We start from the raw sequence: 26,356 nt of genomic DNA on the forward strand, positions 1-26,356 counted from the left end.
GATGACCTTCCGGGAGATCAACCCCAAGATGGTCGAGGCGACCGTCGTCCCTGGTCAGCGGCTGTTCAGTCAGCGCGGCGCGATGCTCGCCTACCAGGGCGAGGTGACCTTCACCCCGAACATGGCCGGCGGCCGGGGCGGGGTCATGTCGATGATCGGCCGCCGACTGGCCGACGAGGACACCCCCCTCATGACCGTCGAGGGCAGCGGCACGGTCCTCTTCGGGCACGGCGGTCACCACGTGCAGGTGATCAACCTCGCCGGCGACACGCTGTACGTCGAGGCGGACCGGCTGCTGGCCTTCGAGGGCACGCTCCAGCAGGGGACGATGTTCATGGGCTCGCAGGGCGGGGTCATGGGCATGGTGCGCGGCCAGGTGAGCGGGCAGGGGCTGTTCACCACCACGCTCAAGGGACACGGCGCCGTCGCCGTCATGGCGCACGGCGGCGTCTTCGAGATCCCGATCACGCCGCAGCGCCCGGTGCACGTCGATCCGCAGGCCTACGTCGCCCACCACGGCGACGTGCGCAACAAGCTGTCGACCGCTCTGGGCTGGCGGGACATGGTGGGCCGGGGTTCCGGCGAGGCGTTCCAGCTGGAGCTGAGCGGCAGCGGTGCGGTGTACGTCCAGGCCTCGGAGGAGAAGCTGTGAGCACTTACCCGGCCCCCGGCGGCGGCCCGGCCGTCTTCGACCCCGCCACTCTCCCGGCCGACGACAACGTGAACCCGTACACCTTCTGTGTGGAGCTGAAGGGGACCCAGTGGTTCCTCCAGAAGGGGAAGATGATCGCCTACTACGGCTCGATCGAGTTCAACGGGATCGGGCACGGCCGGCTGGAGCGGCTGGTCCGCACGTCGTTCCACTCGCCGCTGCACGCCGCCGACTGGGTGGTGGCCGAGGGCTCGGGGAAGATGCTGCTCGCCGACCGGGCCTTCGATGTGAACTCGTACGACCTGGAGGACGGCAATCTGACCGTTCGGGCAGGCAATCTGCTCGCTTTTCAGCCAAGTCTGTCACTGAAGCAGTCGATCGTGCCGGGCTTTCTGACGCTCCTCGGAACCGGGACGTTCGTGGCCGCATCTAACGGTCCGGTGGTGTTCATGGAACCCCCGATCCGGGTGGACCCGCAGGCGCTCGTCGGCTGGGCCGACTGCCCGTCACCGTGCCATCACTACGACCATGGCTACCTGACGGGCGTCATGGGCGGTCTACGTGCACTGACGGGCCTCGGCGGGGCTTCCGGAGAGGAGCATCAGTTCGAGTTCGCGGGGGCGGGGACGGTCCTGCTCCAGTCGACCGAGACCCTGCTGCCCGAGCAGGACACCGGGGCGGTCCCGCCCGAGGCCGGCGTGCCCGGCGGCGGGACGTCCGGAGGGCGTGGGGGTTCGGCCGGGGCACCGCGCCTTCCCGGACAGCTGGGGGACCTCCAGCGTCGCTTCGGGCTGTGAGCGGTAGTCTGCGGAGTGTGACATCGAACGCGTGCGCACTGTCACACCACCTAGACTAGTTCACCATTCAACTTTCTTAGGTAGACTTCATTCATGGAGACCGAGACGGCCACGCGCTGGCTGACCGATGCGGAGCAGTGTGCCTGGCGCACCCACCTGGAGGTCAACAGGCTGTTGACGTACCAGCTCGAAAAGGACCTGCAGCCGTTCGGCCTGACGATGAACGACTACGAGATCCTGGTGAATCTCTCCGAGTCGGAGGAGCTGCGGATGCGGATGAGCGACCTCGCCTCCGCCACCCTGCAGTCCAAAAGCCGCCTCTCCCACCAGATCACCCGCATGGAGAACGCCGGGCTGGTGCGCCGGGAGAACTGCGAGTCCGACCGCCGGGGACTGTTCGCGGTCCTCACCGACCACGGCATGGAGACCATGCGGAAGGTCGCCCCGCACCACGTGGCGTCCGTCCGCAGGCACTTCATCGACCTCCTCTCCCCCGAGGCCCTGACCGAGCTCGACAAGTCCCTCAAACCCATCGCCGAGCATCTGCGCGGCCAGCGCGGACGCCCCTGACCGCACAGTGCCAGAGGACTAGGCCAGTGACGGCTTGAGCCCCTGGAGGGCTGGGCCAGTGGCGGCTTTGGCCCTGGAGGGCTAGGGCAGTGGCAGGCGGAGCTCGAACAGGGCTCCGCCGGCCGGCGCCGCGTGGGCTGTGAGGGTGCCCCCGTGGCGGACGGCCACATCGCGGGCGATGGCCAGGCCGAGACCGGCGCCGCCCTCGTCCCGGCTGCGGGCGTCGTCCAACCGGACGAACCGCTCGAAGATCCGCTCGCGGTCGCCCTCGGGCACCCCGTCGCCGTCGTCGGCGACCCGCACCACGGCCGCCCGGTCCCCGTCCCGTCCCACGGTCACGGTGACCGACGAGCGTGCGTGCCGCTCGGCGTTGTCCAGGAGATTGGCGAGCACGCGACCCAGCTGGCCGCGTGATCCGGCCACCTCCAGACCGCCGGTCCCGGCCTCGACCGTCACCAGGGCCCGCCCCGCCGCTTCCTCCCGGGCCAGCGCCACCAGGTCGACCGGGGTCCCGGTGGGCCGCTCCCCCGCGTCCAGCCGGGCGAGCAGCAGTAGATCGGCGGCGAGCCGCTGCAGCCGTACGGTGTCCTGGACCGCCCCGTCCAGGTCCAGCAGCTCGGGATGGGCGGCGGCCACCTCCAGCTGGGTGCGCAGCGAGGCGATGGGGCTGCGCAGTTCGTGGGAGGCGTCGGCGACGAACCGGCGCTGGCGCTCCACGGAGGTCTCCAGCGCGGCCAGCGTCTCGTTGGTGGTGCGGGCCAGGCGGGCGATCTCGTCGTGGGTGGCGGGCTCGGGCACCCGCCGGGACAGGTCCTCGGAGGCGGTGATCTCCGCCATCTCGCGGCGGATCCCCTCGACCGGGCGCAGGGCGCGCCGGGTGACCAGCCAGGTCACCGAGCCCACCACGGCGAGCAGCAGCGGGAACCCGATCAGCATCACACCGGCCGCGGTCCGCACCGCGTCCTCCTGGGCGGCGAGCGAGGCCCCGGCGTAGACGCGGACCGTCTCGTCGCGGGAGTCGGCGACCTCCGCCTCGGCGAAGCGGTACGTGCCGCGCTCGCCCTCGACGGTGGCGGTGCCCTGCCGGTGATCGGTGATGTCGCCGAGTTCGCCGGAGTCGGTGTCGGCGCCGTCGTCGGCGTCTTCCTCGTCGTCCCGCTCCGGTCGGGGGCTGTGAACCGGGGTGACCCCTGGCACGCCGGTGCCGCTGATCGCCTCCAGCCCCTCGCTCACCGCGAGCACCCGGCCGTCCTCGTCGACGACCTGGACCGGGTTGTCGTCGGCCTCGGGAAGGTCGAGGTCGGCGTACGGGGTGCCGGCGGCGATCCGGGAGGCGATCTGCCGGGCGGCCCCGTCGGCCTCCGCGTCCGCCCGGCTCTCGAGATTGCCGCGCAACGACAGCAGAACGGCCGCCCCGGCCGCGAGCAGCGCCACGGCGACCACGAGCGTCGCGGCCAGCGCGGCCCGCGCCCGCACGGATCCGAACAGGCGTCTCATCGCGGGGCCTCCAGGCGGTACCCGGCGCCCCGGACGGTACGGATCAGCGCGGCGCCGAGCTTGCGGCGCAGGGCGCTGACGTACACCTCGACGATGTTCGGATCGCCCTCATAGGCGAAGTCCCAGACGTGTTCCAGGATCTCCGCCTTGGACACCACGTCGCCGGCCCGCAGCGCCAGCTGCTCAAGGACCGCGAACTCCTTGGCGGTGAGCGGCACTTCCGCCCCGTCCTTCAGGACCCGCCGGGCACCGGTGTCCAGCCGCAGCTCCCCGACCGCGATGACCGGCGCCGCGCCGCCCGTGTTCCGGCGGCGCAGCAGCGCCTTGATCCGCGCCACCAGGACGACGTACGAGAACGGCTTGGTCAGGTAGTCGTCGGCGCCGGTGTCCAGCCCCTCCGCCTCGTCGTACTCGCCGTCCTTGGCGGTGAGCATCAGGATCGGTACGTCGTTGCCGGCGGCGCGCAGGGCCGAGCAGACCCGGTAGCCGTTCATGCCCGGCAGCATGATGTCGAGCACGATCAGGTCGTACGGCGACTCGCTCGCCCGGTGCAGGCCCTCCAGGCCGTCGTGGACGACGTCCACCGCGTAGCCCTCGGCGGTGAGGCCCTTGGCCAGGGACAGGGCGAGGCGTTTCTCGTCCTCGACGATCAGCAGGCGCATGGGTCCAGGGTGGCAAACGCAAGCTGAAGTGATCTTCAGGTTGCTTCAGCGTGGCTTCAGGTTCGGCTCGGCAGGGTGGATCACGTCGAAACCGAGCGAGTCGACCTGGAGGGTCCTCATGAAGCGCAACATCGTCATCGCCGCCATCACCGCGACCGCCCTGCTCGGCGGCGGAGCGGCGGTCGCCTTCGCGGAGGGTGACGACGGCGCGAAGGCCGCGCCGCGTACGACGGTCGTCGACACCGCGGCGGGCGTCGTCGCCGACAACGACACCGACCGTACGGCCGACGACGACGCCGATCGGACGCCGGCGAGCAAGCTGACCGCCGCTCAGGCCATCGAGGCCGCGCTGAAGGCGCAGCCGGGCACGGCCGTCTCCGCCGAACTCGACGACGACCGGGACGGTGACGACGACGGCGACGACCGCGGCTGGGAGGTCGACATCCTGGGCTCCGGCACCACCTCGTACACCGTCCACGTCGACCCCGCGTCCGGCAAGATCCTCGGCACCGACACCGACCAGGACGAGGACGACGTCGCCGAGGCCCGCCGCGTCCTGAAGGGCGCGGATGTGGACGCCCGCGAGGCCGCGGAGGCCGCTGCCGCCAAGGGTGTCGTGACGTCCGTCGACCTGGACGACGACGAGCGCTCCGCGGGCTGGAGTGTGGAGACCGCCGGGTCCGACCAGGACTGGCACGTCGACCTGAAGACGGGCAAGGTGACGGCGGACCGGGACGACGACAAGGACCTGGACGAGACGGACGACTGACACGGCCGAGCACACTGCCGACGGGCGCTGGACGTCCCCTCAGGGGCACGGGGAACCGCGCGACCAGCCCCCAACGACCCGCACCCGGCGCGACGCGGCCCAGCCAGGCTGCTCGAAGGCCGCCTCAGCCCTGGGTAAGCCCCGCGACGAGCTCGTCCGCCGCCCTGTACGGGTCCAGCTCCCCCGCCACGATCCGTTCCGCCAGTGTGCTGAGCCTGCGGTCGCCGTGGAGGTCGCCGATGCGCTCGCGCAGGGCGGTGACCGCGATGGTTTCCACCTCGTGGGCGGCTCGGGCCAGGCGGCGTTCCGTCAGGACGCCGTGTTCCTCCATCCAGGCGCGGTGCTTCTCCAGGGCCTCCACCACCTCGTCGACGCCCTCGGCCCGCGCGGCCACCGTCTTCACGATCGGCGGCCGCCAGTCGCCGGGGGCGCGGGACTCGCCCAGGCCGAGCATGTGGTTCAGCTCGCGGGCGGTGGCGTCGGCGCCGTCCCGGTCGGCCTTGTTGACGACGTAGACGTCGCCGATCTCCAGGATGCCCGCCTTGGCCGCCTGGATGCCGTCGCCCATTCCCGGGGCCAGCAGGACCACGCTCGTGTCGGCCTGGGAGGCGATCTCCACCTCCGACTGGCCCACGCCGACCGTCTCGACCAGGATCACATCGCAGCCCGCCGCGTCCAGGACGCGGATGGCCTGCGGGGCGGCCCAGGCCAGGCCGCCCAGGTGGCCTCGCGTGGCCATCGAGCGGATGTAGACCCCGGGATCCGAGGCGTGCTCCGACATGCGAACCCGGTCGCCCAGCAGGGCGCCGCCCGAGAAGGGGGACGACGGGTCCACCGCCAGGACACCCACCCGCTTGCCCTGCTTGCGGTATGCCGTGACCAGGGCCGACGTCGACGTGGACTTGCCGACGCCGGGGGAGCCGGTCAGGCCGACGACATACGCGTTGCCGGTCAGCGGGGCGAGTGCCGCCATGACCTCCCTGAGCTGCGGGGACGCCCCCTCCACCAGGGAGATCAGCCGGGCCACGGCCCGCGGCCGGCCTTCCCTGGCCTGGGCGACCAGCGAGGAGATGTCCTGCATCACAGCTCCGTTCACTAGAGGATTCCGCCGAAGAACTAGGCCTTGGGCACCCGGACGATCAGCGCGTCGCCCTGACCGCCGCCGCCGCACAGCGCGGCCGCGCCGACACCGCCGCCGCGCCGCTTGAGCTCCAGGGCGAGGTGCAGCACGAGGCGGGCGCCGGACATGCCGATCGGGTGCCCCAGGGCAATGGCACCACCGTTGACGTTCACCTTTTCGATGGAAACGCCGAGGTCCTTCATTGACTGCACGGCGACGGCGGCGAAGGCCTCGTTGATCTCGATCAGGTCGAGGTCGGAGACCTCCAGGCCCTCCTTCTTCAGGGCGTGCAGGATCGCGTTCGACGGCTGGGACTGGAGAGAGTTGTCCGGGCCGGCGACGTTGCCGTGGGCGCCGATCTCGGCGATCCAGTCGAGGCCCAGCTCCTGCGCCTTGGCCTTGCTCATCACCACGACCGCGGCGGCGCCGTCGGAGATCTGCGAGGAGGAGCCGGCCGTGATCGTGCCGTCCTTCGAGAACGCCGGGCGCAGCTTGCCCAGGGACTCCGCGGTGGTGTCGCCGCGGATGCCCTCGTCCTTGCTGAACAGGACCGGGTCGCCCTTGCGCTGCGGGATCTCGACCGGCGTGATCTCGGCCTCGAAGATGGCGTTCTTCTGCGCGGCGGCCGCCCGCTGGTGGGACAGGGCGGCGATCTCGTCCTGCTCCGCGCGGTTGATGCCGAGGCGCGTGTTGTGCTTCTCCGTCGACTCGCCCATGGCGATGCCCTCGAAGGCGTCGGTCAGACCGTCGTACGCCATGGCGTCGAGCATCTGGACCGCGCCGTACTTGAAGCCCTCGCGGGACTTCGGCAGCAGGTGCGGGGCGTTGGTCATGGACTCCTGGCCGCCGGCGACGACGATGTCGAACTCGCCGGCGCGGATCAGCTGGTCCGCGAGGGCGATGGCGTCCAGGCCGGAGAGGCACACCTTGTTGATGGTGAGCGCCGGGACGTTCATGGGGATGCCCGCCTTGACGGCGGCCTGGCGCGCCGGGATCTGCCCCGCCCCGGCCTGGAGCACCTGGCCCATGATCACGTACTGCACCTGGTCGCCGCCGATCCCCGCACGGTCGAGGGCGGCCTTGATCGCGAAACCGCCGAGGTCGGCTCCGGAGAAGGACTTCAGCGAGCCGAGCAGCCGTCCCATCGGGGTACGGGCACCCGCGACGATGACGGACGTCGTGCCGTTCGTAGCAGAAGACATGAGCTGCGATCCCCTTACCGGCTGCACAGCCGAGGAGTGAACGAGGGTTTACTTCGAATGTACTGAGGGGTAGTCCACGCCGTCATCGGGCTGTCGGTGTGATCGCGCGCACGTTGCGTAACCACCTCCGGAGCGCTGCACTGAGTCCATGCTGACGCGAATCGACCACATCGGGATCGCCTGTTTCGACCTCGACAAGACTGTCGAGTTCTACCGGGCCACCTACGGCTTCGAGGTGTTCCACTCCGAGGTCAACGAGGAGCAGGGCGTGCGCGAGGCCATGCTCAAGATCAACGATACGTCCGACGGCGGAGCTTCGTATCTGCAACTCCTGGAGCCCACCCGTGAGGACTCCACCGTCGCCAAGTGGCTCGCCAAGAACGGCGAGGGCGTCCACCACATCGCCTTCGGCACGGCGGACGTCGACGGCGACGCGGCGGCCATCAAGGACAAGGGCGTGCGGGTGCTCTACGAAGAGCCCCGGCGCGGCTCCATGGGGTCACGGATCACCTTCCTGCACCCCAAGGACTGCCATGGCGTTCTGACAGAACTGGTCACTTCGGCGCCTGTTGAGTCACCTGAGCACTGACCCTCGTACATAGGGGCCGGTAGGGTTGGGGGCGGTCGCCCCGCTTCCACCGGGGCGATCCGTGCCGGGGTCCGGGTTTCGGGGGACGAGCGTCGGGGCAGCAGCCCGTGGTCCGTCGCTGATCTGACACCATTCCCCGGGGGCCCCGTTCGGCGGATGGACGGAGCTCGTTTGGAGAGACTTGCGACCAGGGGACGGATGGGACCGCGCAGTGCGGGGCTACGAGAGCCAGGAGCGAGAGCCGGCGGCTGACCTCGACCACCTCTCTCGGTTCGAGGCCGAGATGAAGCGGCTGAGGACCGAGCGGGAAAAGGCCATCCAGCACGCCGAGGACCTCGGCTACCAGGTCGAGGTGCTGCGGGCCAAGCTGCACGAGGCGCGCCGCTCCCTCATGACCCGGCCCGCCTACGACAGCGCCGACATCGGCTACCAGGCCGAACAGTTGCTGCGCAACGCGCAGATGCAGGCCGACCAGATCCGCGCCGACGCCGAGCGCGAGCTGAGCCAGGCCAGGGCGCAGACCCAGCGCATCCTCCAGGAGCACGCCGAGCAGGCGGCCCGGCTCCAGGCCGAGCTGCACCAGGAGGCGGTGACCCGGCGCCAGCAGCTCGACCAGGAGCTGGCCGAGCGCCGGCAGACCGTCGAGTCGCACGTCAACGAGAACGTGGCCTGGGCCGAGCAGCTGCGCGCCCGCACCGAGCAGCAGGCCCGGCGCCTGCTGGAGGAATCCCGTGCGGAGGCCGAGCAGGCCATGGCCGCCGCCCGCGCGGAGGCCGAACGGCTCACCGCCGAGGCCCGCCAGCGCCTGCAGAGCGAGGCGGAGGCCGCCCGCGCGGAGGCCGAACAGCTGCTGCGCCGCGCCCGCACGGACGCCGAGCGGCTGCTGAACGCCGCCTCCACCCAGGCGCAGGAGGCCACCGACCACGCCGAGCAGCTGCGCACCTCCACCGCCACCGAGTCGGAGGCCGCGCGCCGCCAGGCGCAGGAGCTGAGCCGGGCCGCCGAGCAGCGGATGGCCGAGGCCGAGGAGGCGCTGCGCAAGGCGCAGTCCGAGGCGGAGAAGCTGGTCACCGAGGCGAAGGACGCCGCGGCCAAGACCCTGTCCAGCGCCGAGGCCGCCAACGAGACCCGCACGCGTACGGCGAAGGAGCAGGTCGCCCGGCTGGTCAGCGAGGCCACCAAGGAGGCCGAGACCACCAAGGCCGAGGCAGAGCAGCTGGTCGCGGACGCCCGCGCGGAGGCCGAGAAGATCGTCGCGGAGGCCGTCGAGAAGGCCCGCACGATCACCGCCGAGGAGACCGCCACCCAGCTGTCGAAGGCGGCCAAGACCGCCGAGGACGTCCTCAACAAGGCCTCCGAGGAGGCCAAGCAGACCACCAAGGCCGCCGCCGAGGAGGCCGAGCGGATCCGCAAGGAGGCGGAGGCCGAGGCGGACCGGCTGCGCGCCGAGGCACACGACATCGCCGAGCAGCTCAAGGGTGCGGCGAAGGACGACACCAAGGAGTACCGCGCCAAGACGGTCGAGCTGCAGGAGGAGGCCCGCCGGCTGCGCGGCGAGGCCGAGCAGCTGCGCGCCGACGCGGTCGCCGAGGGCGAGAAGATCCGCGCGGAGGCCCGCAAGGAAGCCGTGGCGCAGATCGAGGAGGCGGCCAAGTCCGCCGAGGAGCTGCTGTCCAAGGCGAAGGCCGACGCGGACGAGCTGCGCCGTATGGCCACCGCGGACAGCGAGAAGGTCCGCACCGAGGCCATCGAGCGGGCCACGACGCTGCGCCGGCAGGCCGAGGAGACCCTGGAGCGCACCCGCGCGGAGGCCGAGCGCCACCGCGAGGAGGCCGTCGAGCAGGCCGAGGGCATCAAGGCGGAGGCCGAGCGGGCGGCGCGCGAGCTGCGCGAGGAGACCGAGCGGGCGGTCGCGGCCCGGCAGGCGGAGGCCGCCGAGGAGCTGGCCCGCCTCCAGGCCGAGGCCGAGCAGCGGCTGGCCGCCGCCGAGCAGGCGCTGACCGAGGCCCGCGAGGAGGCCGCCCGGATCCGCCGGGAGGCCGCGGAGGAGACCGACCGGCTGCGCACCGAGTCCGCCGAGCGGATCCGTACGCTCCAGCAGCAGGCCGAGACGGAGGCCGAGCGGCTGCGCACCGAGGCCGCCGCCGACGCGTCCGCCTCCCGCGCGGAGGGCGAGGCCGTCGCCGTACGGCTGCGGTCGGAGGCCGCGGCCGAGGCGGAGCGGCTGAAGACGGAGGCGCAGGAGAGCGCCGACCGGGTGCGGGCCGAGGCGCAGGCCGCCGCCGAGCGGCTGGCCGCGGAGGCGTCGGAGACGCTGGCCGCCGCGCAGGAGGAGGCCGTCCGGCGCCGCCGCGAGGCGGAGGAGACGCTGGGCTCGGCCCGGCAGGAGGCCGACCAGGAGCGCGAGCGGGCCCGCGAGCAGAGCGAGGAGCTGCTGGCGTCGGCGCGCAAGCGCGTGGAGGAGGCGCAGGCCGAGGCGGTCCGGCTGGTCGAGGAGGCCGACCGGCGCGCCACCGAGATGGTGTCGGCCGCCGAGCTCCACGCCCAGCAGGTGCGGGACTCGGTCGCCGGGCTGCACGAGCAGGCGCAGGAGGAGATCGCCGGGCTGCGCTCTGCCGCCGAGCACGCGGCGGACCGTACCCGCCGGGAGGCCGAGGAGGAGGCGGACCGGGTCCGCGCCGACGCCTACGCCGAGCGGGAGCGGGCCGGCGAGGACGCCGCGCGGATGCGGCACGAGGCCACCGCTGAGGTGGAGGCCGCCAAGGCGCTCGCGGAGCGCACCATGGCGGAGGCGCTGACCGAGTCCGAGCGGCTGCGGTCGGACGCGTCCGAGTACGCCCAGCGGGTGCGCACGGAGGCGTCGGACACCCTGGCGGAGGCCGACCAGGCCGCCGCGCGCACCCGGGCGGACGCCCGGGAGGACGCCAACCGCATCCGGTCGGACGCGGCGACGCAGGCCGACACCCTCATCACGGAGGCGCGTTCCGAGGCGGAGCGGCTCACCACCGAGACCGCCGCCGAGGTCGAGCGGGTCCGTACCGAGGCGCTGGCCGAGGCGGAGCGGCTCACCACGGAGACCGCGGCGGAGGCCGATCGGGTACGCGGCGAGGCGCGCGCCGAGGCCGAACGGGTCACCACCGAGGCGGTCACCGAGGCCGAACGGGTCACCACCGAGGCGCTGGCCGAGGCCGAACGGGTCACCACCGAGGCGCGCGCGAACGCGGAGCAGCTGCTCGCGGACGCCACCGGCGAGGCGGAGCGGCTGCGCGCCGAGGCCGCGGAGACGGTGGGGTCGGCGCAGGCGCACGCGGAGCGCATCCGGGCGGAGTCGGAGCGGGTCAAGTCCGAGGCGGCCGAGGAGGCCGAGCGGGTCACCGCGGCGGCGCGCGAGGAGGCCGAGCGGACGCTCGACGAGGCCCGCAAGGAGGCCAACAAGCGGCGTTCGGAGGCGGCCGAGCAGGTCGACAAGCTCATCTCGGAGACCACGGCCGAGGCCGACAAGCTGCTCACCGAGGCGCAGGCGCAGGCCCTGAAGGCCACCGCGGACGCCGAGTCGCAGGCCGACACGATGGTGGGCGCGGCCCGCAAGGAGGCCGAGCGGATCGTCACCGAGGCGACGATCGAGGGCAACTCGCTGGTGGAGAAGGCGCGTACGGACGCGGACGAGCTGCTGGTCGGCGCCCGCCGGGACGCGACGGCGATCCGGGAGCGCGCGGAGGAGCTGCGCGACCGCGTCACCACCGAGATCGAGGAGCTGCACGAGCGGGCCCGCCGCGAGGCCGCCGAGACGATGAAGTCGACCGGCGACCGCTGCGACGCGCTGATCAAGGCGGCCGAGGAGCAGCTGGCCAAGGCCGAGGCGAAGGCGAAGGAGCTGGTGTCGGAGGCGAACTCCGAGGCCGGCAAGGTGCGCATCGCCGCGGTGAAGAAGGCCGAGGGGCTGCTGAAGGAGGCCGAGCAGAAGAAGGCCACGCTCGTCAAGGAGGCCGAGGAGCTGAAGGCCGAGGCGGTCCGCGAGGCCGAGCGCACGGTCGAGGAGGGCAAGCGCGAGCTGGAGATCCTGGTGCGCCGCCGCGAGGACATCAACGCGGAGATCTCGCGTGTCCAGGACGTGCTGGAGGCGTTGGAGTCTTTTGAGGCCCCGTCGGCCGGCAAGGACGGCGGCGTCAAGGCCGGAGCGACGGTGGGCGCGCCTCGATCGGGTGGCAAGTCGTCGGACGGCTAGTCAGGAGGCCGGGCTCCGGTGTTTGCTGGAGCCTTTGGCCGTGTCCCCGACGGGGCCTTTGGCCAAGCCTTTGACGACGTCTTTGGCAAGCAGTCCGACGGTTAGCCACTCAAAAGGGGTGTCATTCTCCAGATCAAACACGCATCCGCTCGATGACACACCGTTCTGGCCCCTAGGATTCCACCTATCACCTCACCGGTCTCATTCGACAGGAACCCCATGAGCGACACTTCCCCCTACGGCTTCGAGCTTGTGCGGCGTGGGTACGACCGCGCTCAGGTGGACGAACGTATCTCCAAGCTCGTCTCCGACCGTGACAGTGCTCTCGCCCGCATCACCGCTCTGGAAAAGCGCATCGAGGAGCTCCACCTCGAAACGCAGAACGCCCAGGCCCAGGTCAGCGACGCCGAGCCGTCGTACGCCGGTCTCGGCGCGCGCGTCGAGAAGATCCTGCGGCTGGCCGAGGAAGAGGCCAAGGACCTGCGCGAGGAGGCCCGCCGCGCGGCCGAGCAGCACCGTGAGCTGGCCGAGTCGGCCGCCCAGCAGGTGCGCAACGACGCCGAGGCGTTCGCCGCCGAGCGCAAGGCGAAGGCCGAGGACGAGGGCGTCCGGATCGTCGAGAAGGCCAAGAGCGACGCCGCTCAGCTGCGTGCCGAGGCGCAGAAGGACGCGCAGTCCAAGCGCGAGGAGGCCGACGCGCTGTTCGAGGAGACCCGCGCCAAGGCCGCCCAGGCCGCCGCGGACTTCGAGACGAACCTGGCCAAGCGCCGCGAGCAGTCCGAGCGCGACCTGGCGTCCCGTCAGGCCAAGGCCGAGAAGCGCCTCGCCGAGATCGAGCACCGCGCCGAGCAGCTGCGCCTGGAGGCCGAGAAGCTGCGCACCGACGCCGAGCGCCGCGCCCGCCAGACGGTGGAGACCGCCCAGCGCCAGGCCGAGGACATCGTGGCCGACGCCAACGCCAAGGCCGACCGGATCCGTTCGGAATCCGAGCGCGAGCTGGCCGCCCTCACCAACCGCCGCGACTCCATCAACGCCCAGCTCACCAACGTGCGCGAGATGCTCGCCACGCTCACGGGCGCCGCGGTGGCCGCGGCCGGCACGCCGGCCGAGGACGAGCCGATCTCCCGCGGGGTGCCCGCTCAGCAGTCCCGGTAACCGGTCGATGTACGCCGGTAACCGGTCGGCGTACATCCGCTGAAATCCTCACAAAGCCCTCTGCCGCTCCGGTGGCAGAGGGCTTTGTCCCGTTTTAGCGTGACCGCATGATCGAGCTCGAGGGGCTGACCAAGCGGTACGGCGAGAAGGTGGCGGTCAACAACCTCACGTTCGCCGTGAGACCGGGCGTCGTCACGGGCTTCCTCGGTCCGAACGGCGCGGGCAAGTCCACCACCATGCGGATGATGCTGGGCCTGGACCGGCCGACGGCCGGGGACGTCCGGATCGACGGCAGGCACTACGACCGGCTCAAGGATCCCCTGAAGTACATCGGCGCGCTGCTCGACGCGAAGGCCGTGCACGGCGGGCGCAGCGCCTACCACCATCTGCTGTGCCTGGCGCAGAGCAACGGCATCCCGAAGCAGCGGGTGCACGAGGTGCTGGACACGGTGGGGCTCACGGCGGTGGCGCGCAAGAAGACCAAGGGGTTCTCGCTGGGCATGGGCCAGCGCCTCGGCATCGCCGCCGCGCTGCTCGGCGATCCGCGGATCCTGATGTTCGACGAGCCGGTCAACGGGCTCGACCCCGAGGGCATCCACTGGATCCGCACGCTGATGAAATCGCTGGCCGCGCAGGGCCGGACGGTGTTCGTGTCGAGTCATCTGATGAGCGAGATGGCGCTGACCGCGGAGCATCTGGTGGTGATCGGGCAGGGCCGGCTGCTCGCCGACACGTCCATGGCGGATTTCATCGCGCGGAACTCGCGGTCGTACGTCCGCATTCGCACCCCTCAGCGCGAGCGGCTGCTGGATGTGCTGCACGGCGCCGGGATCACGGCCGTGGCGACCGGCGGCGGGGCGTTCGAGGTGGACGGCGAGAAGCCGGAGCGGATCGGTGAGCTGGCCGCCCAGCACCAGGTCGTCTTGCATGAGCTGAGCCCGCAGCAGGCCTCCCTGGAGGAGGCGTTCATGCGGCTGACGGCCGAGTCGGTCGAGTACCACGCGCACTCCGACGCGCCACCCGCGCGGCCGCGGTGGGGCGATGCCGGGAACAGGAGGTGACGGCATGACGGCCACCCAGGTCATCCGGTCCGAATGGACGAAGATCCGCTCGGTCGCGTCCACGGTGTGGACACTCTCCCTCGCCGCGCTGGTCACTCTCGCACTCGGCATGCTCATTTCCGCGCTGTCGAAGAACGAGTTCGACACCATGAGCACCCGGGACAGGCTGTCCTTCGACCCGACGTTCATCAGCTTCGCGGGGATGAGTCTCGGCCAGCTGGCGATGATCGTGTTCGGAGTGCTCGTGGTCTCCAACGAGTACAGCACCGGCATGATCCGCACCTCGCTGGCCGCCGTGCCGCAGCGCGGCACCTTCCTGTTCGGCAAGCTCGCCGTCGCCACCGTGCTCGCCCTCGTCGTCGGCATGGCCACCAGCTTCGCCACCTTCTTCCTCGGGCAGGCGATGCTCGGCGACCTCAGGGCGCACCTCGGCGACCCGGGCGTGCTGCGAGCGGTGATCGGCGGCGGCCTCTACATGACCCTCATCGCGATGTTCTCGATGGGCGTCGCCGCGATGCTGCGCTCGCCGATGCTGTCGCTGGGCATCCTGATGCCGTTCTTCTTCCTGATCTCCAACATCCTCGGCAACGTCGACGCCACCGAGAAGATCGGCCGGTTCCTGCCCGACCAGGCCGGCAGCAAGATCATGCAGGTGGTGCCGCCGGTCGAGGACGACACCCCGTACGGCCCCTGGGGCGGGCTGGGCATCCTGGCACTGTGGGTGATCGCGGCCCTCGTCGGCGGTTACGTCCTGCTCAAACGGCGGGACGCCTAGGCAGGGCCTTGGTGGCCGAAGCTCTTTACCCGGTCTTGGGTGGAACCGTCAGCGCCTCGATATCCTCCTAACCCTTACGGGGGCGTGTGCCCCGCTGTCCTGAACCTTTCGATGGGTGCGGAGCATGATCGAGGCAGTCGGCCTGACCAAGCGCTACGGCGACAAGACCGCTGTGTACAACCTTTCCTTCCAGGTGCGGCCCGGTGCCGTCACCGGCTTCCTGGGCCCCAACGGCTCCGGCAAGTCGACGACCATGCGGATGATCCTGGGCCTGGACAACCCCACCTCGGGGCAGGTGACGATCGGCGGCTACCCGTACCGCAAGCTGCCGAACGCGCCCCGCCAGGTCGGCGCGCTGCTGGACGCGAAGGCGGTGCACGGCGGCCGCACGGCCCGCAACCATCTGCTGTCCCTGGCCCAGCTGTCCGGCATCCCGGCCCGCCGGGTGGACGAGGTGCTGGGTGTGGTCGGTCTCCAGGACGTGGCCAGGCGGCGCTCCAAGGGCTTCTCGCTCGGCATGGGCCAGCGGCTCGGCATCGCCGCCGCGCTGCTCGGCGACCCGCAGGTGCTGCTGTTCGACGAGCCGGTCAACGGCCTGGACCCGGAGGGCATCCTCTGGGTGCGGAACCTGATGAAGTCGCTCGCGGCGGAGGGCCGTACCGTCTTCGTCTCCTCGCACCTGATGAGCGAGATGGCGCTGACCGCCGACCACCTCATCGTGATCGGGCGCGGGCAGCTGCTCGCCGACATGAGCGTGCGGGACTTCATCGCGGCGAACTCCGCCGGGTTCGCGCGGGTGCGCACCCCGGACACCGAGCCGCAGCAGCGCGAGAAGCTGTCGGCCGCGCTCACCGAGGCGGGCGGACAGGTGCTGCCCGAGCAGGACGGCGCGCTGCGGGTGACCGGCCTGCCGCTCCCTCGCATCAGCGACATCGCGCACGACACGGACGTACGGCTGTGGGAGCTGTCGCCGCACCAGGCCTCGCTCGAGGAGGCCTACATGCGGATGACCCAGGCCGCCGTCGACTACCGCTCCAGCATCGACCAGAAGGCGGGCCTCCAGCAGCCGCTGCCGCCGGGCGCCCAGCCTCCGATGCCGGTGGCCGGCCAGGGCCAGCCGGGCTGGTACGCCCCGCCGCCGCCCCAGCAGGGCGGCCAGCCGTTCGCGATGCCGCAGGGGGCGGGGCCGTACGGCGCCCCGGGTCCGTACGGCGGTCCGGAGGCACCCGGCGCGCCCGCCGCACCCGGTGCCGGTCAGCCGAACCCGTACGCGCAGCCGGCCCCGCAGCAGCCGGGCCAGGCACCGGCGCAGCCCGGCCAGGCCCCTGTCCCGGCCGCACCGCAGGCCGCACCGGCGCCCGCTCAGGGCACGGCCGCGCCGCAGGACGCGCCCGCGCAGCCCACTGCCGCCCCGTCCGCGCCCGCCGCCCCGTCCGCGCCCGCGCCTGCCGCGCCCGCCACCCCGCCGCAGGACCAGCCGCAGGCCCCCGCCCCCGTCTCCGACCCGACCCAGTCCGAGGACGCCCGATGAGCACGCCCCAGACCCCGATGTCGCCGGCCGCGCCCGGCACGCCGTACCCCGGCTACACCTCGCCGATCCCCGTCGTCCGCACCCACCTCGGGCACGCCATCGCCTCGGAGTGGACGAAGATCAAGTCGGTACGGTCGACGATATGGACGCTGGGCGTGTTCGTCGCGCTCGTCATCGGCATCGGTCTGCTGACCGGCGCGGTGGTGGGCGGCAACGGCTCGGGGAGCGATCTGGGCGGCGAGAGCGCGCTGGCCCTCGGCTTCTTCGGGCTGCTGCTCGGCACCATGTGCGTCATCACGCTGGGCGTGCTGACCACGGCGTCCGAGTACGGCACCGGAATGATCCGTACGACGATGACGGCCTGCCCCTCGCGCGGCCGGGTGCTGACGGCGAAGGCGCTGGTCTTCTTCGCGGTCGCGTTCACCGCGACGCTGGTCTCGTCGGGCCTGGTGGCCTTCGCCCAGGTCGGCATGGTGGACGCCCGGGACCCCTCGGCCGGCGAGTGGCTGAAGGCCACGGTCGGCGTCTCGCTCTACATCGCGCTGCTCGGACTGCTCTCGCTGGTCGTCGGCTCGATCATCCGGCACTCCGCGGGCGCCATCACCATCATGATCGGCGCGGTGCTGGCCCCGCTGGTGGTCGCGCTGTTCATGTTCTCCGCGTCGCTGGACGACGTCCGCACCTTCCTGTTCGAGTACTCGATCCCGAACCAGCTCGGTGTCTTCTACGCCAACTCCCTCAGCGACTCGGGCCCGTCGGGCTGGGACCCGCTGTGGATCATGCTGGGCATCACCGCCGTCGCCTTCGCCGGCGCGTACGCCCTGCTGGAGCGGCGCGACGTGTAGGACCGACCTGGGATCCGCTCAGAACTTCGGCGCGTTACGGGACCGCTGCACCCGCGTGGTGCGGCGGTCCCGCGCGTTCCAGCACGACTTGTGCCAGTGCCGGCGCTCGTCGACGCCGGAGTGCTCGGGCCAGGCGACCACGTGCGGGACGCCGTCGGGGATCATCTGGTCGCAGCCGGGGCAGCGGTAGCTCTTGCCCTGTGTGCTCGCGCCCGCGACATGGCGCACGCTCCACTCCTCGCCCTGCCAGTCCTCGCTGGACTGCCATCCGCCGTAGCGGCCCGGCCGGTCGTCCTCGGCGCCCAGACCGGAGGAGACGGCATTCTTCGGGCCCTTGGGTCGGTTGCGACGCGGGGACACGGAACACCTCACGGAGCTATACAGGAAGCGGGTCCTGTCCAGCGTACGCGCCCCCGGCAGGGGTACGCGGAAGCGGCGAACCACACAAGTCCCCCCTCCCGGCCGGGCATTCTGCAGACAATCCTCACATTCATCCGCGAGGCCGTGTCCTCGGCACGTGTCAGACGGTTATGCCGGGTGGGGGAGCTCCGTGTCGGAGCCAAGGAAGCAGGAAGAGCGATGCGCGTAGGAAGTTTCGTGTTGGCGGCCCAGTTCCCGGGTCAGGGCCAGGGGGAGGCGCTGCACCGCGCGGTCCGCTCGGCGGAGGTCTCCGAGGAGGCGGGGCTCGACTCGGTCTGGCTGGCCGAGCACCACTTCGTGCCGTACGGCACCTGCCCGTCGGCCATCACCCTCGCGGCGTTACTGCTCGGCCGCACACGCCGTATCCGGGTCGGCACGGCGGTCAGCGTACTGCCCACCACCCACCCCGTGACCCTCGGTGAACAGGCCGCGCTGCTCCATGTCACGAGCGGCGGACGGCTGTCCCTGGGCGTGGGCCGGGGCGGCCCGTGGGTGGACCTGGAGGTGTTCGGCGCGGGCCTGGAGGCGTACGAGAAGGGCTTCCCGGAATCACTCGATCTGCTGGTGCGCTGGCTGCGCGAACCCCGCGTCGAGGCCGCCGGGGAGCGCTATGCCTTCCGCGAGGTGCCCGTCGTCCCGCGGCCGTCGGAGTCCCTGATCGAGGTCGACGGCCCGGAGGTGCTGGTCGCCTGCACCTCCCCCGCCAGTGTCCGGATGGCGGCCGAGCGCGGACTGCCGATGCTGCTCGGCATGCATGTCGGGGACGAGGAAAAGGCCGAGATGGTCGCCCTGTGGCGCAGTCGCGCACGTGCCGCCGGCCGTCCCGCGGAGCAGATCGCCGATCCGGGCCATGTGTCGGCCGGCGTCTGCCAGATCGCGGACCGGCGCGTCGACGCGGCCGAGACCCTGACCAAGGCGATGCCGGGCTGGCTGAAGCAGGGCCTGGACGCGCATGTGACGGTGGACGGCCGGGAGCGCCGGATGCGCGATCCGATCGCCTACACCGAACTGCTCTGCGGGCTGCACCCGGTGGGCACCCCGCGGCTGTGCGCCGACCGCCTCGCGGCGACCAGCGAGCGGACCGGTATCTCCCGCTTCGCCCTGCTGGTCGAGGGCTCGGGAGACCTGGCGGCGACGGAGGAGAACGTCCGGCGCCTGGGCGCGGAGGTGCTGCCGCAACTGAGCTGAACGACCGGACGGCACCGGCCCGGCGGTCCGGGAGCTTGCCGCCCCGGCACTGAACCCACCTCCCGTGGACGAGAGCGGCAAGCTAGGGCCTGCGTCAGTCAGCAGTCCCGCAGCTCCGGGGACTGGTTGAGCAACTGGCTGCGGACCGAGGTGAAGCGGGCCAGCGTCTCGTCCACCGAGGGGTCCAGCGGGAACACGGCCACCCGGTGGCAGTTCTGGAAGGCCAGCCGCACACCGAAGTGCCGCTGCAGCGCACCGCGGATGGCGTCACTCGCGAGCGCGCGCAGGAGCTGACCGCGTGCCTGCTCGTCCGGCGGGGGCGTCTGGTTGTCGGCGAACTGGCCGCCGTCCACCTTCAGCTGGGCCACCAGGGAGCTGATCATCTCCCACGCGTAGGGCAGGGAGGTCCGGACGCAGTCGACGAAGTCAGCTTCGTCGACCTCGCCTCGCTCGGCCTGTTCGAGTAGGGCCGGTGAGACGTCGAGCGACATGGGTACTCCTCTCGCACCCCCGACCAGCAGGGGTTGCCGGACAGATAGGGGAGCTCGCGAACCGGACACCCTGAGTACACGCGCCGCGACCTCCCGTTTACTACGGTAGGCAACTGGCCGTGACGGCACCAGGAGAATGCGGATACAGGCAGATCCCGGTGGGCACACAATCGGCCACGACCGAACACGAGTGTTCTGGATAAACAGGACGCGAATCGCGTACCACCCGGGGTGTCGAGTAGCGTTGCCGACCATGCGTCTCGTCATTGCCCGATGCTCGGTCGACTACGCCGGCCGGCTCACCGCCCATCTCCCCTCGGCACCCCGTCTGATCCTGGTGAAGGCGGACGGCAGTGTCTCCATCCACGCGGACGACCGGGCCTACAAGCCCCTCAACTGGATGTCGCCGCCCTGCACGCTGAAGGAGGGCACGGGCGAGGAGGAGGGCGTCTGGACCGTCGTCAACAAAGCGGGCGAGAAGCTGATCATCACCATGGAGGAAGTCCTCCACGACTCCTCGCACGAACTCGGCGTCGACCCCGGCCTGATCAAGGACGGCGTGGAAGCACACCTCCAGGAACTGCTCGCCGACCGCATCGAGACGCTCGGCGAGGGCTACACGCTGATCCGCCGCGAGTACATGACGGCCATCGGCCCGGTCGACATCCTCTGCCGGGACGCGGAGGGCCAGACCGTCGCGGTCGAGATCAAGCGGCGCGGCGAGATCGATGGTGTGGAGCAACTCACCCGCTATCTCGAGCTGTTGAACCGCGATCCCCATCTCGCGCCGGTGCGCGGCATCTTCGCCGCGCAGGAGATCAAGCCGCAGGCCCGGGTCCTCGCCACGGACCGGGGCATCGGCTGCCAGGTGCTGGACTACGACGCCCTGCGGGGCATCGAGGACGACAAGCTGCGGCTGTTCTGAGAGCCACTGCTACGACAGTGAGGGCCGGGTCCTGGGAACGGACCCGGCCCTTTTGTGCCGTAGGCCTCAGATCACCGACTCGGCGCTGCTCGGCGAGCCCGCGTCGCTGCTCTGCGGGGCGCTCGCCGAGCTGCTGCTGGACTCGGTGGGCGCACTCGCGGAGTCCGAGGTGGACGGGGCGTCTGTGGGCGTGGTGGTCGGCGTCTCCGTCGGAGTCGTGGGGGTGGTGGTCGGGGTCTCCGTGGGGGTCTGCGTCGGCGGCTTGCTCGTCTCGGTGGGCGGCTTGGTCGAGGACGGGGGCCTCGTCGTCGACGACGGCGGCTTGGTCGGCGACTCCGACGGGTCGCCGCTCGGGTCGTTGCCGCTCGGGTCGTCCGACGGCTCGCCGGACTCCGAGCCGGTGGCCGAGTCCGTCGGCGTCGGGTCGTCGGAGGTGCCGAAGGTGCCGTCGGGGCCCGGGTCGGTCGGGCGGCTGGTCGCGCTGCCCGTGTCGGGGGCGCCGTCGCCGTCGCGGTCCGCCTCGTCGGCGCCCAGGCTGTCGTCGCCGGTGCCCTGGCTGGCCGACGGGTTCACGCCGACCTGGTCGGACGGGCTGTCGGCGTCGTTGCTGGAGGTGGCGCCGAGCGTCACCACCGTGCCGAGCACCGCCACGAGCAGCGCGCCCGCGCCGGCCGCGACCAGGTTGCGCCGGGCGAGGCCACGCAGACCGCCCCCAGCGCGCCGGGACGCCGTACCGCCCGGAGTGGTGCGGTGGGTGACGAGCGTGTCGGCGGGGCGGGGCAGTGTCGGGAACTCCGTCAGGGCCGCCGGGACGCCGCCGGGCGGCGAGGCGGACTCCTCGTGCCGGGCGGCGGCCACCTCGTCGCCGACGGTGGCGCCGAGCACGGGCGCCGCGCTTACCAGGCCGACGCCGGGGGTGTTGCCCGAGCGGTCGTCGACCAGCGCCAGGGCGCGACGGCCGGCGACGGTGCCGCGCTTGTCGGCGAGGGCGCCGCGCAGGCCGATGGAGGCCTCCAGTTCGGCGCGGGCCCGGTCGAGGCGGCCCTCGCACAGCGCGAGGATGCCGAGTTCGTGGTGGAAGTAGGCCTGTTCGGCGACCTCTCCGGCGAGCCGGGCGGCCTTGGCGCCGGCGCGCAGGGTGCGCTCCCAGGCGCTCCAGTGCAGGCCTGCGGCGAAGGCGGGGGCCGCGGTGCGGGCCAGCTGCACGGCGGGGCTCTCCTGGCCTTCGCCGGGCGGGGTGGTGACGGGGACGAGGACGTCGAGCGCGGCGAGCACGGCGTCGGCCTCGGCGCAGACCCGCTCGGGGGTGACCGAGGGGTGCCCGGCCCACCAGGCGTAGTGCCGCGCGGCGGCGCGGGCGGCGCCCTGGACGTCGTCGGCGTATCCGGCGGCCTCCAGCTGGGTCCGCACGCCGGAGGCGAGCCGGTAGCGGCCGCCGACCGGGGTGACGAGGGCGCAGCCGAGGAGCTCGCCGAGGGCGGCGTCCGCGTGGGTGTCGCCGACCAGGGCGGGCAGATGGGCCTGGTGCGGCACCTCGCCGCCGAGGGCGACGGCGAACCGCAGGGTGGCGCGCGCCGACTCGCTCAGCCGGGAGGCGAGCAGGGCGGCGGGCGCGGCGCCCTCGGCGAGGGAGGGCAGCGGTATCGCGTCGCTGGTCGCCGCCTCGAACGGGGCGTCCGCTGGGGGTTCCTGGAAGACGCCGAACTCGTCGAAGGCGTCCGCGCCGGCCCGCAGCCGGTCGCGCTGCCGGAGCAGGGCACCGGCCTGGACGAACCGCAGCGGCAGGCCCTCGGACTCGAACCACAGGTCGCCGGCCCAGTTGGACTCGTCCTCGGTGAGGGTGCGGCCGACGGCGTACCCCAGGAGGTCCAGGCCGCCGGCGCGGTCGAGGCCGCCGAGGAAGACCTCCTCCAGGGCGGAGTCGGCGGACGGCGCGGGCACGTCGGGGGTGGCGCCGATCAGGAAGGCGCACTCGGGGGTGGCGTCCAGCAGTTCGTCGAGGGCGGCGCCGCCGAACTCGATGTCGTCGAGGACGACGACGGCACCGATCTCCCGGACGGCTTCGCGCAGTTCGTCCCGTTCCGGGCGGTGCAGGGGCGCGCCGTGGACCGCGTAGAACAGGTCGTACAGCAGCTCGTCGGCGGTGCGGTGGAAGCCGCTGAGGCGGATCACGCCGTCCGGGGCGAGGTCCGCGCAGTCCTCGGCGACGGTGTCGAGGAGGCGGGTGCGGCCGGAGCCGCCGGGGCCGGTGAGCCGTACCGAACGGCCGCGGGCGAGCAGCCGGACGAGGCGTTCGCGCTCCTCCTGGCGGCCGAGCAGCGGCAGTTCGGGCCGGGTGGGTCCGGGCGGCGCCGGCGGGCGGGCCGCGCGGTCGACCTCGGCGCGTTCGGCCGCGGTCAGCTTGGCGGGCCGGCCGGGCCGCTCGGCCGGCGGGCAGAGTTCGATCTCGCTGCCGTCGACGGGGTTGACGGTGAGCAGGAAGTCGCCGGAGACGAGCTGGACCGTGCGGGCGAGTGCCGGTGCGTGCTGTCCGAAGTCCGGTGTGAGGGGGTCCCTGGGCGGGCGCTGGCGCGGCGTGCCGCCGTCGCCGTCATGGCCGTAGTCCTCGGGTCCCCGGTTGTTCGGGTCCATAGGTTCAAGCCCCCCAAAAGCGTCGAGTGCGTCCAGCCCCTCCCGGCCGTGTCGCACACCGCGCTGTCGCTTCTGGTCCGGGCCCGCTCGAGGGTGGTTCTGGACAGCGGGCGACCGAACCCTAAACCTTCGCTCAGTATCTACGACAGCCCGGGGTACCGCGCCGTCCGAGACGTCACACTCTCATGAGGATTGGGCGCGACGTACGTTTCGGGACCGGAACGTCCGGCTCCGCACCGTACCCGTGCCGGCGTTGCCGTGCCTCACACGCGCGGCAGGGACTCCACGCCGATGCCGCCCTCGATCGCCAGGATCCGGTGCAGCCGGGTGGCCACCAGCAGGCGCTGCATCTGCGGCGGTACACCGCGCAGCACCAGCCGCCGGCCGCAGCGGCCGGCCCGCCGGTGGGCACCCATGATGACACCGAGCCCGGTGGCGTCCCAGGAGTCCAGTTCGGACAGGTCGAGGACGAGATCGCCGACTCCGTCGTCGACGGCCGAGTGCAGAACCGCACGGGCGTCCGCCGCGGTGCGGACGTCGAGGCGGCCCTCGACGACCACCTCGGCGTGGTCGCCCCTGATGTGCATATGCGCTCCCCGTGCGTTCGGTGACGTACTCCATGACGATGACGGTGGTTGTGCAACGTCGGAAGGACGGTGGCTTGCACCGTCTGACTGCTTCGGCAGCGGTGCGGTTGCTGCTTGTAAGCGAACCGATACCGAATTCACCCCGAGGTGTGATGTCCCTGAGGCGTGTGCTGTTTCAGTGCTTGTAGAAGCCCTGCCCGCTCTTACGCCCGATGTCACCGGCGTCAACCATCCGGCGCATCAGCTCCGGCGGAGCGAACTTCTCGTCCTGGGTCTCGGTGTAGATGTTGCTCGTGGCGTGCAGCAGGATGTCGACGCCCGTCAGGTCCGCCGTGGCGAGCGGGCCCATGGCGTGGCCGAAGCCCAGCTTGCAGGCGAGGTCGATGTCCTCGGCGCTGGCGACGCCCGACTCGTAGAGCTTGGCGGCCTCGACGACGAGGGCCGAGATGAGCCGGGTGGTGACGAAGCCGGCCACGTCCCGGTTGACGACGATGCAGGTCTTGCCGACGGACTCGGCGAACTCCCGCGCGGTGGCGAGGGTCTCGTCGCTGGTCTTGTAGCCGCGCACCAGCTCGCACAGCTGCATCATCGGGACCGGCGAGAAGAAGTGGGTGCCGACGACGCGCTCGGGCCGCTCGACGACGGCGGCGATCTTGGTGATCGGGATGGCGGAGGTGTTGGAGGCGAGGACCGCCTCGTCCTTCGTCAGCTTGTCGAGGGCGCGGAAGATCTCGTGCTTGACGTCCAGCTTCTCGAAGACGGCCTCGACGACGATGTCCGCGTCGGCGACGGCGTCCAGGTCGGTGGTGGCGGTGATGCGCCCGAGGGCGGCCTCGGCGGCCTCCGCCTCCAGCTTCCCCTTGGCGACGAACTTGTCGTACGAGGCCTTGATGCCGTCGGTGCCGCGCTTCAGCGCCTCGTCGGTGACGTCGCGCAGAACGACGTCCCAGCCCGCCTGCGCGGAGACCTGGGCGATGCCGGACCCCATGAGACCGGCCCCGATGACGGCGAGCTTCCGTGCCACTGTGCGACTCCCCTGATACACGCTGTCCTTGTTCCTCTCGGGCGGACACTAGCGCTCGTGAGGGGCTGTGTGACCGGTAAGTAATGCGCGTCACGTCTCAGATGACGGACATCACACCGGCAGGGGTCATGCGGCGCCTCGTACGGCGTAGTTGAGCACCTTCTCGCTCAACAGGCCCTCCATCTCGTCGAGCAGCAGCAGCACCTCGCGCGACACCTCGGCGGGCTTGCCGCCGGCCATCATGCGGCGGCCGATGTCCGCCATCACGGTCTGGTGGAGCCAGTTGACCTGACCGGCGATCAGGGCGGGCATGGGGTCGTCGGGCTCGGCGCCGGTCTCCTCGCGCAGGGTGTACTCCAGGTTGTCGACGACCTCCTGGCTGATGGCCCAGAGCCGGGAGCGCAGGGCGGGCGACTCGTGAATCACCGTCATGAACCGGGCATAGCCGTCCATCAAGCCCATTCGGGGTGAGACCGACTCGACTTCGTCGCGCAGTTCGCGCAGCACCGCCGCGGCGGCCGACTCCCCGTCACGCCGGCCGCGCACCCAGCGCGAGAGCCGGTCGACGACCTCCTTGGAGCGGTCGAGGAACAGGTCCTCCTTGGCTGGGAAGTAGTTGTAGACGGTGTTCACGGAGACGTTGGAGGCCTCGGCGATCTCCGCGACGGTGACCGCGTCGAAGCCGCGCTCGATGAACAGCCCCGTGGCGACATCGGAGATGTACTGCCGGGTCTGCCGCTTCTTCCGTTCCCTGAGTCCCTCGGCCATGCCCGCAGCCTACCCGGCTTCGCTGGTGCCACTGAAAACTTGGTGTCATTGCAAAATTTCAGAGACTCTGTTTTTCTGGTGGCCATGGCAATCATCAGTACGGCCGGACTCGCTCGTACCTTCCAGACCAAGCACGGCCCGGTGGAGGCCGTCCGCGGAATCGACCTCACCGTCCAGCCGGGCGAGATCCTCGGCTTCCTCGGCCCGAACGGGGCGGGCAAGACCACCACCCTGCGGATGCTGACCACCCTGCTGAAGCCGACCGGCGGCGCGGCCACCGTCGCGGGGTGCGACCTGGCGACCGACCCGGTCGGGGTCCGCCGGGCGTGCGGTTACGTCGCCCAGTCGGGCGGCGTCGACGGGCAGATCGGGGTGCGCGAGGAGCTGGTCACCCAGGGCCGCCTGTACCGGCTGACCATGGCTCAGGCGCAGGACCGCGCCGAGGAGCTGGCACACCAGCTGGACCTCACCGGGCTGCTGGACCGCAAGACCTCCGCGCTCTCCGGCGGCCAGCGCCGGCGCCTGGACATCGCGATGGCCCTCACCCACCGCCCGCGGGTGCTCTTCCTCGACGAGCCGACGACCGGCCTCGACCCCGGCAGCCGCGCCGATCTGTGGGACCTGGTCCGGCGGCTGCGCGACGAGCACGGCACGACCGTCTTCCTGACCACCCACTACCTCGACGAGGCCGACGCCCTCTCCGACCGCCTGGTCGTCGTCGACCGGGGCGTGGTGGCGGCCGAAGGCACCCCTAGCGCGCTGAAGCTGCGGTACGGCGGCTCGCTCGACGCCACCCTCCAGGAGACGTTCCTCGCCATCACCGGCCGCGGTCCCGCCCCGGCCGACGCCGCCCCCGTCGCCGTATAGGAGTC

At 71.8% G+C, this 26,356-nt stretch carries 24 protein-coding genes; 14 read left to right on the plus strand and 10 right to left on the minus strand.

Annotated elements, in window-relative coordinates:
- Position 1 precedes the first annotated feature (1 nt).
- From ACZ42A_RS32240 to ACZ42A_RS32250, 3 genes are all read left to right on the plus strand, one after another.
- Positions 2-652 (plus strand): AIM24 family protein, encoded by a 651-nt coding sequence (locus ACZ42A_RS32240; protein ID WP_468530842.1) that lies wholly within the window; start codon positions 2-4, stop codon positions 650-652.
- Positions 649-1,449 carry an AIM24 family protein gene (locus ACZ42A_RS32245; protein ID WP_468530843.1) on the plus strand — a complete coding sequence of 267 codons (801 nt, stop codon included), beginning with the start codon at positions 649-651 and terminating at the stop codon, positions 1,447-1,449. Before ACZ42A_RS32240 ends, ACZ42A_RS32245 begins: the two co-directional genes overlap by 4 nt.
- Positions 1,450-1,542: 93 nt before the next feature.
- Positions 1,543-2,019 (plus strand): MarR family winged helix-turn-helix transcriptional regulator, encoded by a 477-nt coding sequence (locus tag ACZ42A_RS32250; RefSeq protein ID WP_468530844.1) that lies wholly within the window; start codon positions 1,543-1,545, stop codon positions 2,017-2,019.
- Positions 2,020-2,100: 81 nt separating this feature from the next.
- Here the strand turns inward: ACZ42A_RS32250 and ACZ42A_RS32255 are convergent, their stop codons facing one another.
- Positions 2,101-3,516, minus strand: a complete 1,416-nt coding sequence (locus tag ACZ42A_RS32255; protein ID WP_468530845.1) for a sensor histidine kinase — start codon at positions 3,514-3,516, stop codon at positions 2,101-2,103.
- Positions 3,513-4,178, minus strand: a complete 666-nt coding sequence (locus ACZ42A_RS32260; protein ID WP_468530846.1) for a response regulator transcription factor — start codon at positions 4,176-4,178, stop codon at positions 3,513-3,515. The genes ACZ42A_RS32255 and ACZ42A_RS32260 overlap by 4 nt, the downstream gene beginning before the upstream one ends.
- A 118-nt stretch (positions 4,179-4,296) precedes the next feature.
- Here ACZ42A_RS32260 and ACZ42A_RS32265 point away from each other — a divergent pair, with 118 nt between their 5' ends.
- The gene (locus ACZ42A_RS32265) at positions 4,297-4,947 is read left to right on the plus strand and encodes a PepSY domain-containing protein (protein ID WP_468530847.1); all 651 of its coding nucleotides are present in this window, start codon (positions 4,297-4,299) and stop codon (positions 4,945-4,947) included.
- 124 nt (positions 4,948-5,071) lie between these two features.
- Here ACZ42A_RS32265 and meaB read toward each other — a convergent pair whose 3' ends face one another.
- Positions 5,072-6,028 carry a methylmalonyl Co-A mutase-associated GTPase MeaB gene (gene meaB, locus ACZ42A_RS32270; protein ID WP_468530848.1) on the minus strand — a complete coding sequence of 319 codons (957 nt, stop codon included), beginning with the start codon at positions 6,026-6,028 and terminating at the stop codon, positions 5,072-5,074.
- A 35-nt stretch (positions 6,029-6,063) separates the two neighbouring features.
- Entirely contained in the window at positions 6,064-7,269 is a 1,206-nt protein-coding gene (locus tag ACZ42A_RS32275; protein WP_468530849.1) for an acetyl-CoA C-acetyltransferase, read from the minus strand.
- 148 nt (positions 7,270-7,417) lie between these two features.
- On the opposite strand from ACZ42A_RS32275, the gene mce reads away from it, so the two are divergent.
- From mce to ACZ42A_RS32310, 7 genes are all read left to right on the plus strand, one after another.
- Positions 7,418-7,858: a methylmalonyl-CoA epimerase gene (gene mce, locus ACZ42A_RS32280; protein WP_073940977.1), complete on the plus strand. Its 441-nt coding sequence runs from the start codon at positions 7,418-7,420 to the stop codon at positions 7,856-7,858.
- A 211-nt stretch (positions 7,859-8,069) separates the two neighbouring features.
- Positions 8,070-12,083, plus strand: a complete 4,014-nt coding sequence (gene scy / locus ACZ42A_RS32285) for a polarized growth protein Scy (protein ID WP_468530850.1) — start codon at positions 8,070-8,072, stop codon at positions 12,081-12,083.
- A gap of 219 nt (positions 12,084-12,302) precedes the next feature.
- Complete coding sequence (locus tag ACZ42A_RS32290; RefSeq protein WP_468530851.1) at positions 12,303-13,238, plus strand: cellulose-binding protein; 936 nt, start codon at positions 12,303-12,305, stop codon at positions 13,236-13,238.
- A 107-nt stretch (positions 13,239-13,345) separates the two neighbouring features.
- Positions 13,346-14,299, plus strand: a complete 954-nt coding sequence (locus ACZ42A_RS32295; RefSeq protein WP_468530852.1) for an ABC transporter ATP-binding protein — start codon at positions 13,346-13,348, stop codon at positions 14,297-14,299.
- 4 nt (positions 14,300-14,303) lie between these two features.
- On the plus strand, positions 14,304-15,074 hold the full coding sequence (locus ACZ42A_RS32300) for an ABC transporter permease (protein WP_468530853.1): 771 nt from the start codon (positions 14,304-14,306) through the stop codon (positions 15,072-15,074).
- Between the two features lie 124 nt (positions 15,075-15,198).
- Entirely contained in the window at positions 15,199-16,605 is a 1,407-nt protein-coding gene (locus tag ACZ42A_RS32305) for an ABC transporter ATP-binding protein (RefSeq protein WP_468530854.1), read from the plus strand.
- Entirely contained in the window at positions 16,602-17,450 is an 849-nt protein-coding gene (locus ACZ42A_RS32310) for an ABC transporter permease (RefSeq protein ID WP_468530855.1), read from the plus strand. The genes ACZ42A_RS32305 and ACZ42A_RS32310 overlap by 4 nt, the downstream gene beginning before the upstream one ends.
- 18 nt (positions 17,451-17,468) lie before the next feature.
- On the opposite strand, the gene ACZ42A_RS32315 is transcribed toward ACZ42A_RS32310, so the two are convergent.
- Positions 17,469-17,810 carry an ATP/GTP-binding protein gene (locus tag ACZ42A_RS32315; RefSeq protein WP_468530856.1) on the minus strand — a complete coding sequence of 114 codons (342 nt, stop codon included), beginning with the start codon at positions 17,808-17,810 and terminating at the stop codon, positions 17,469-17,471.
- Between the two features lie 219 nt (positions 17,811-18,029).
- Here ACZ42A_RS32315 and ACZ42A_RS32320 point away from each other — a divergent pair, with 219 nt between their 5' ends.
- Positions 18,030-19,058, plus strand: coding sequence for an LLM class flavin-dependent oxidoreductase (locus ACZ42A_RS32320; protein WP_468530857.1), 1,029 nt, complete (start codon positions 18,030-18,032; stop codon positions 19,056-19,058).
- 98 nt (positions 19,059-19,156) lie between these two features.
- Here the strand turns inward: ACZ42A_RS32320 and ACZ42A_RS32325 are convergent, their stop codons facing one another.
- Positions 19,157-19,549 (minus strand): SCO5389 family protein, encoded by a 393-nt coding sequence (locus ACZ42A_RS32325; protein ID WP_468530858.1) that lies wholly within the window; start codon positions 19,547-19,549, stop codon positions 19,157-19,159.
- Positions 19,550-19,802: 253 nt separating this feature from the next.
- Here ACZ42A_RS32325 and nucS point away from each other — a divergent pair, with 253 nt between their 5' ends.
- The gene (gene nucS, locus ACZ42A_RS32330; RefSeq protein ID WP_468530859.1) at positions 19,803-20,474 is read left to right on the plus strand and encodes an endonuclease NucS; all 672 of its coding nucleotides are present in this window, start codon (positions 19,803-19,805) and stop codon (positions 20,472-20,474) included.
- 66 nt (positions 20,475-20,540) lie between these two features.
- Here nucS and ACZ42A_RS32335 read toward each other — a convergent pair whose 3' ends face one another.
- The 4 genes from ACZ42A_RS32335 to ACZ42A_RS32350 all read right to left on the minus strand — a co-directional run bounded on the left by ACZ42A_RS32335 (position 20,541) and on the right by ACZ42A_RS32350 (position 25,484).
- A complete protein-coding gene (locus ACZ42A_RS32335) occupies positions 20,541-23,105 on the minus strand; it encodes an ATP-binding protein (protein ID WP_468530860.1) in 2,565 nt (854 codons plus the stop codon).
- A 263-nt stretch (positions 23,106-23,368) separates the two neighbouring features.
- Positions 23,369-23,692 carry an STAS domain-containing protein gene (locus ACZ42A_RS32340; protein ID WP_468530861.1) on the minus strand — a complete coding sequence of 108 codons (324 nt, stop codon included), beginning with the start codon at positions 23,690-23,692 and terminating at the stop codon, positions 23,369-23,371.
- 175 nt (positions 23,693-23,867) lie between these two features.
- Positions 23,868-24,716, minus strand: a complete 849-nt coding sequence (locus tag ACZ42A_RS32345; RefSeq protein WP_468530862.1) for a 3-hydroxyacyl-CoA dehydrogenase family protein — start codon at positions 24,714-24,716, stop codon at positions 23,868-23,870.
- A gap of 126 nt (positions 24,717-24,842) precedes the next feature.
- Entirely contained in the window at positions 24,843-25,484 is a 642-nt protein-coding gene (locus tag ACZ42A_RS32350) for a TetR/AcrR family transcriptional regulator (protein ID WP_468530863.1), read from the minus strand.
- Positions 25,485-25,568: 84 nt separating this feature from the next.
- Between ACZ42A_RS32350 and ACZ42A_RS32355 the strand changes: the two genes are divergently transcribed.
- On the plus strand, positions 25,569-26,351 hold the full coding sequence (locus ACZ42A_RS32355; RefSeq protein ID WP_468530864.1) for an ABC transporter ATP-binding protein: 783 nt from the start codon (positions 25,569-25,571) through the stop codon (positions 26,349-26,351).
- Positions 26,352-26,356 lie beyond the last annotated feature (5 nt).

The organism is Streptomyces sp. NPDC030838 (assembly GCF_055572035.1).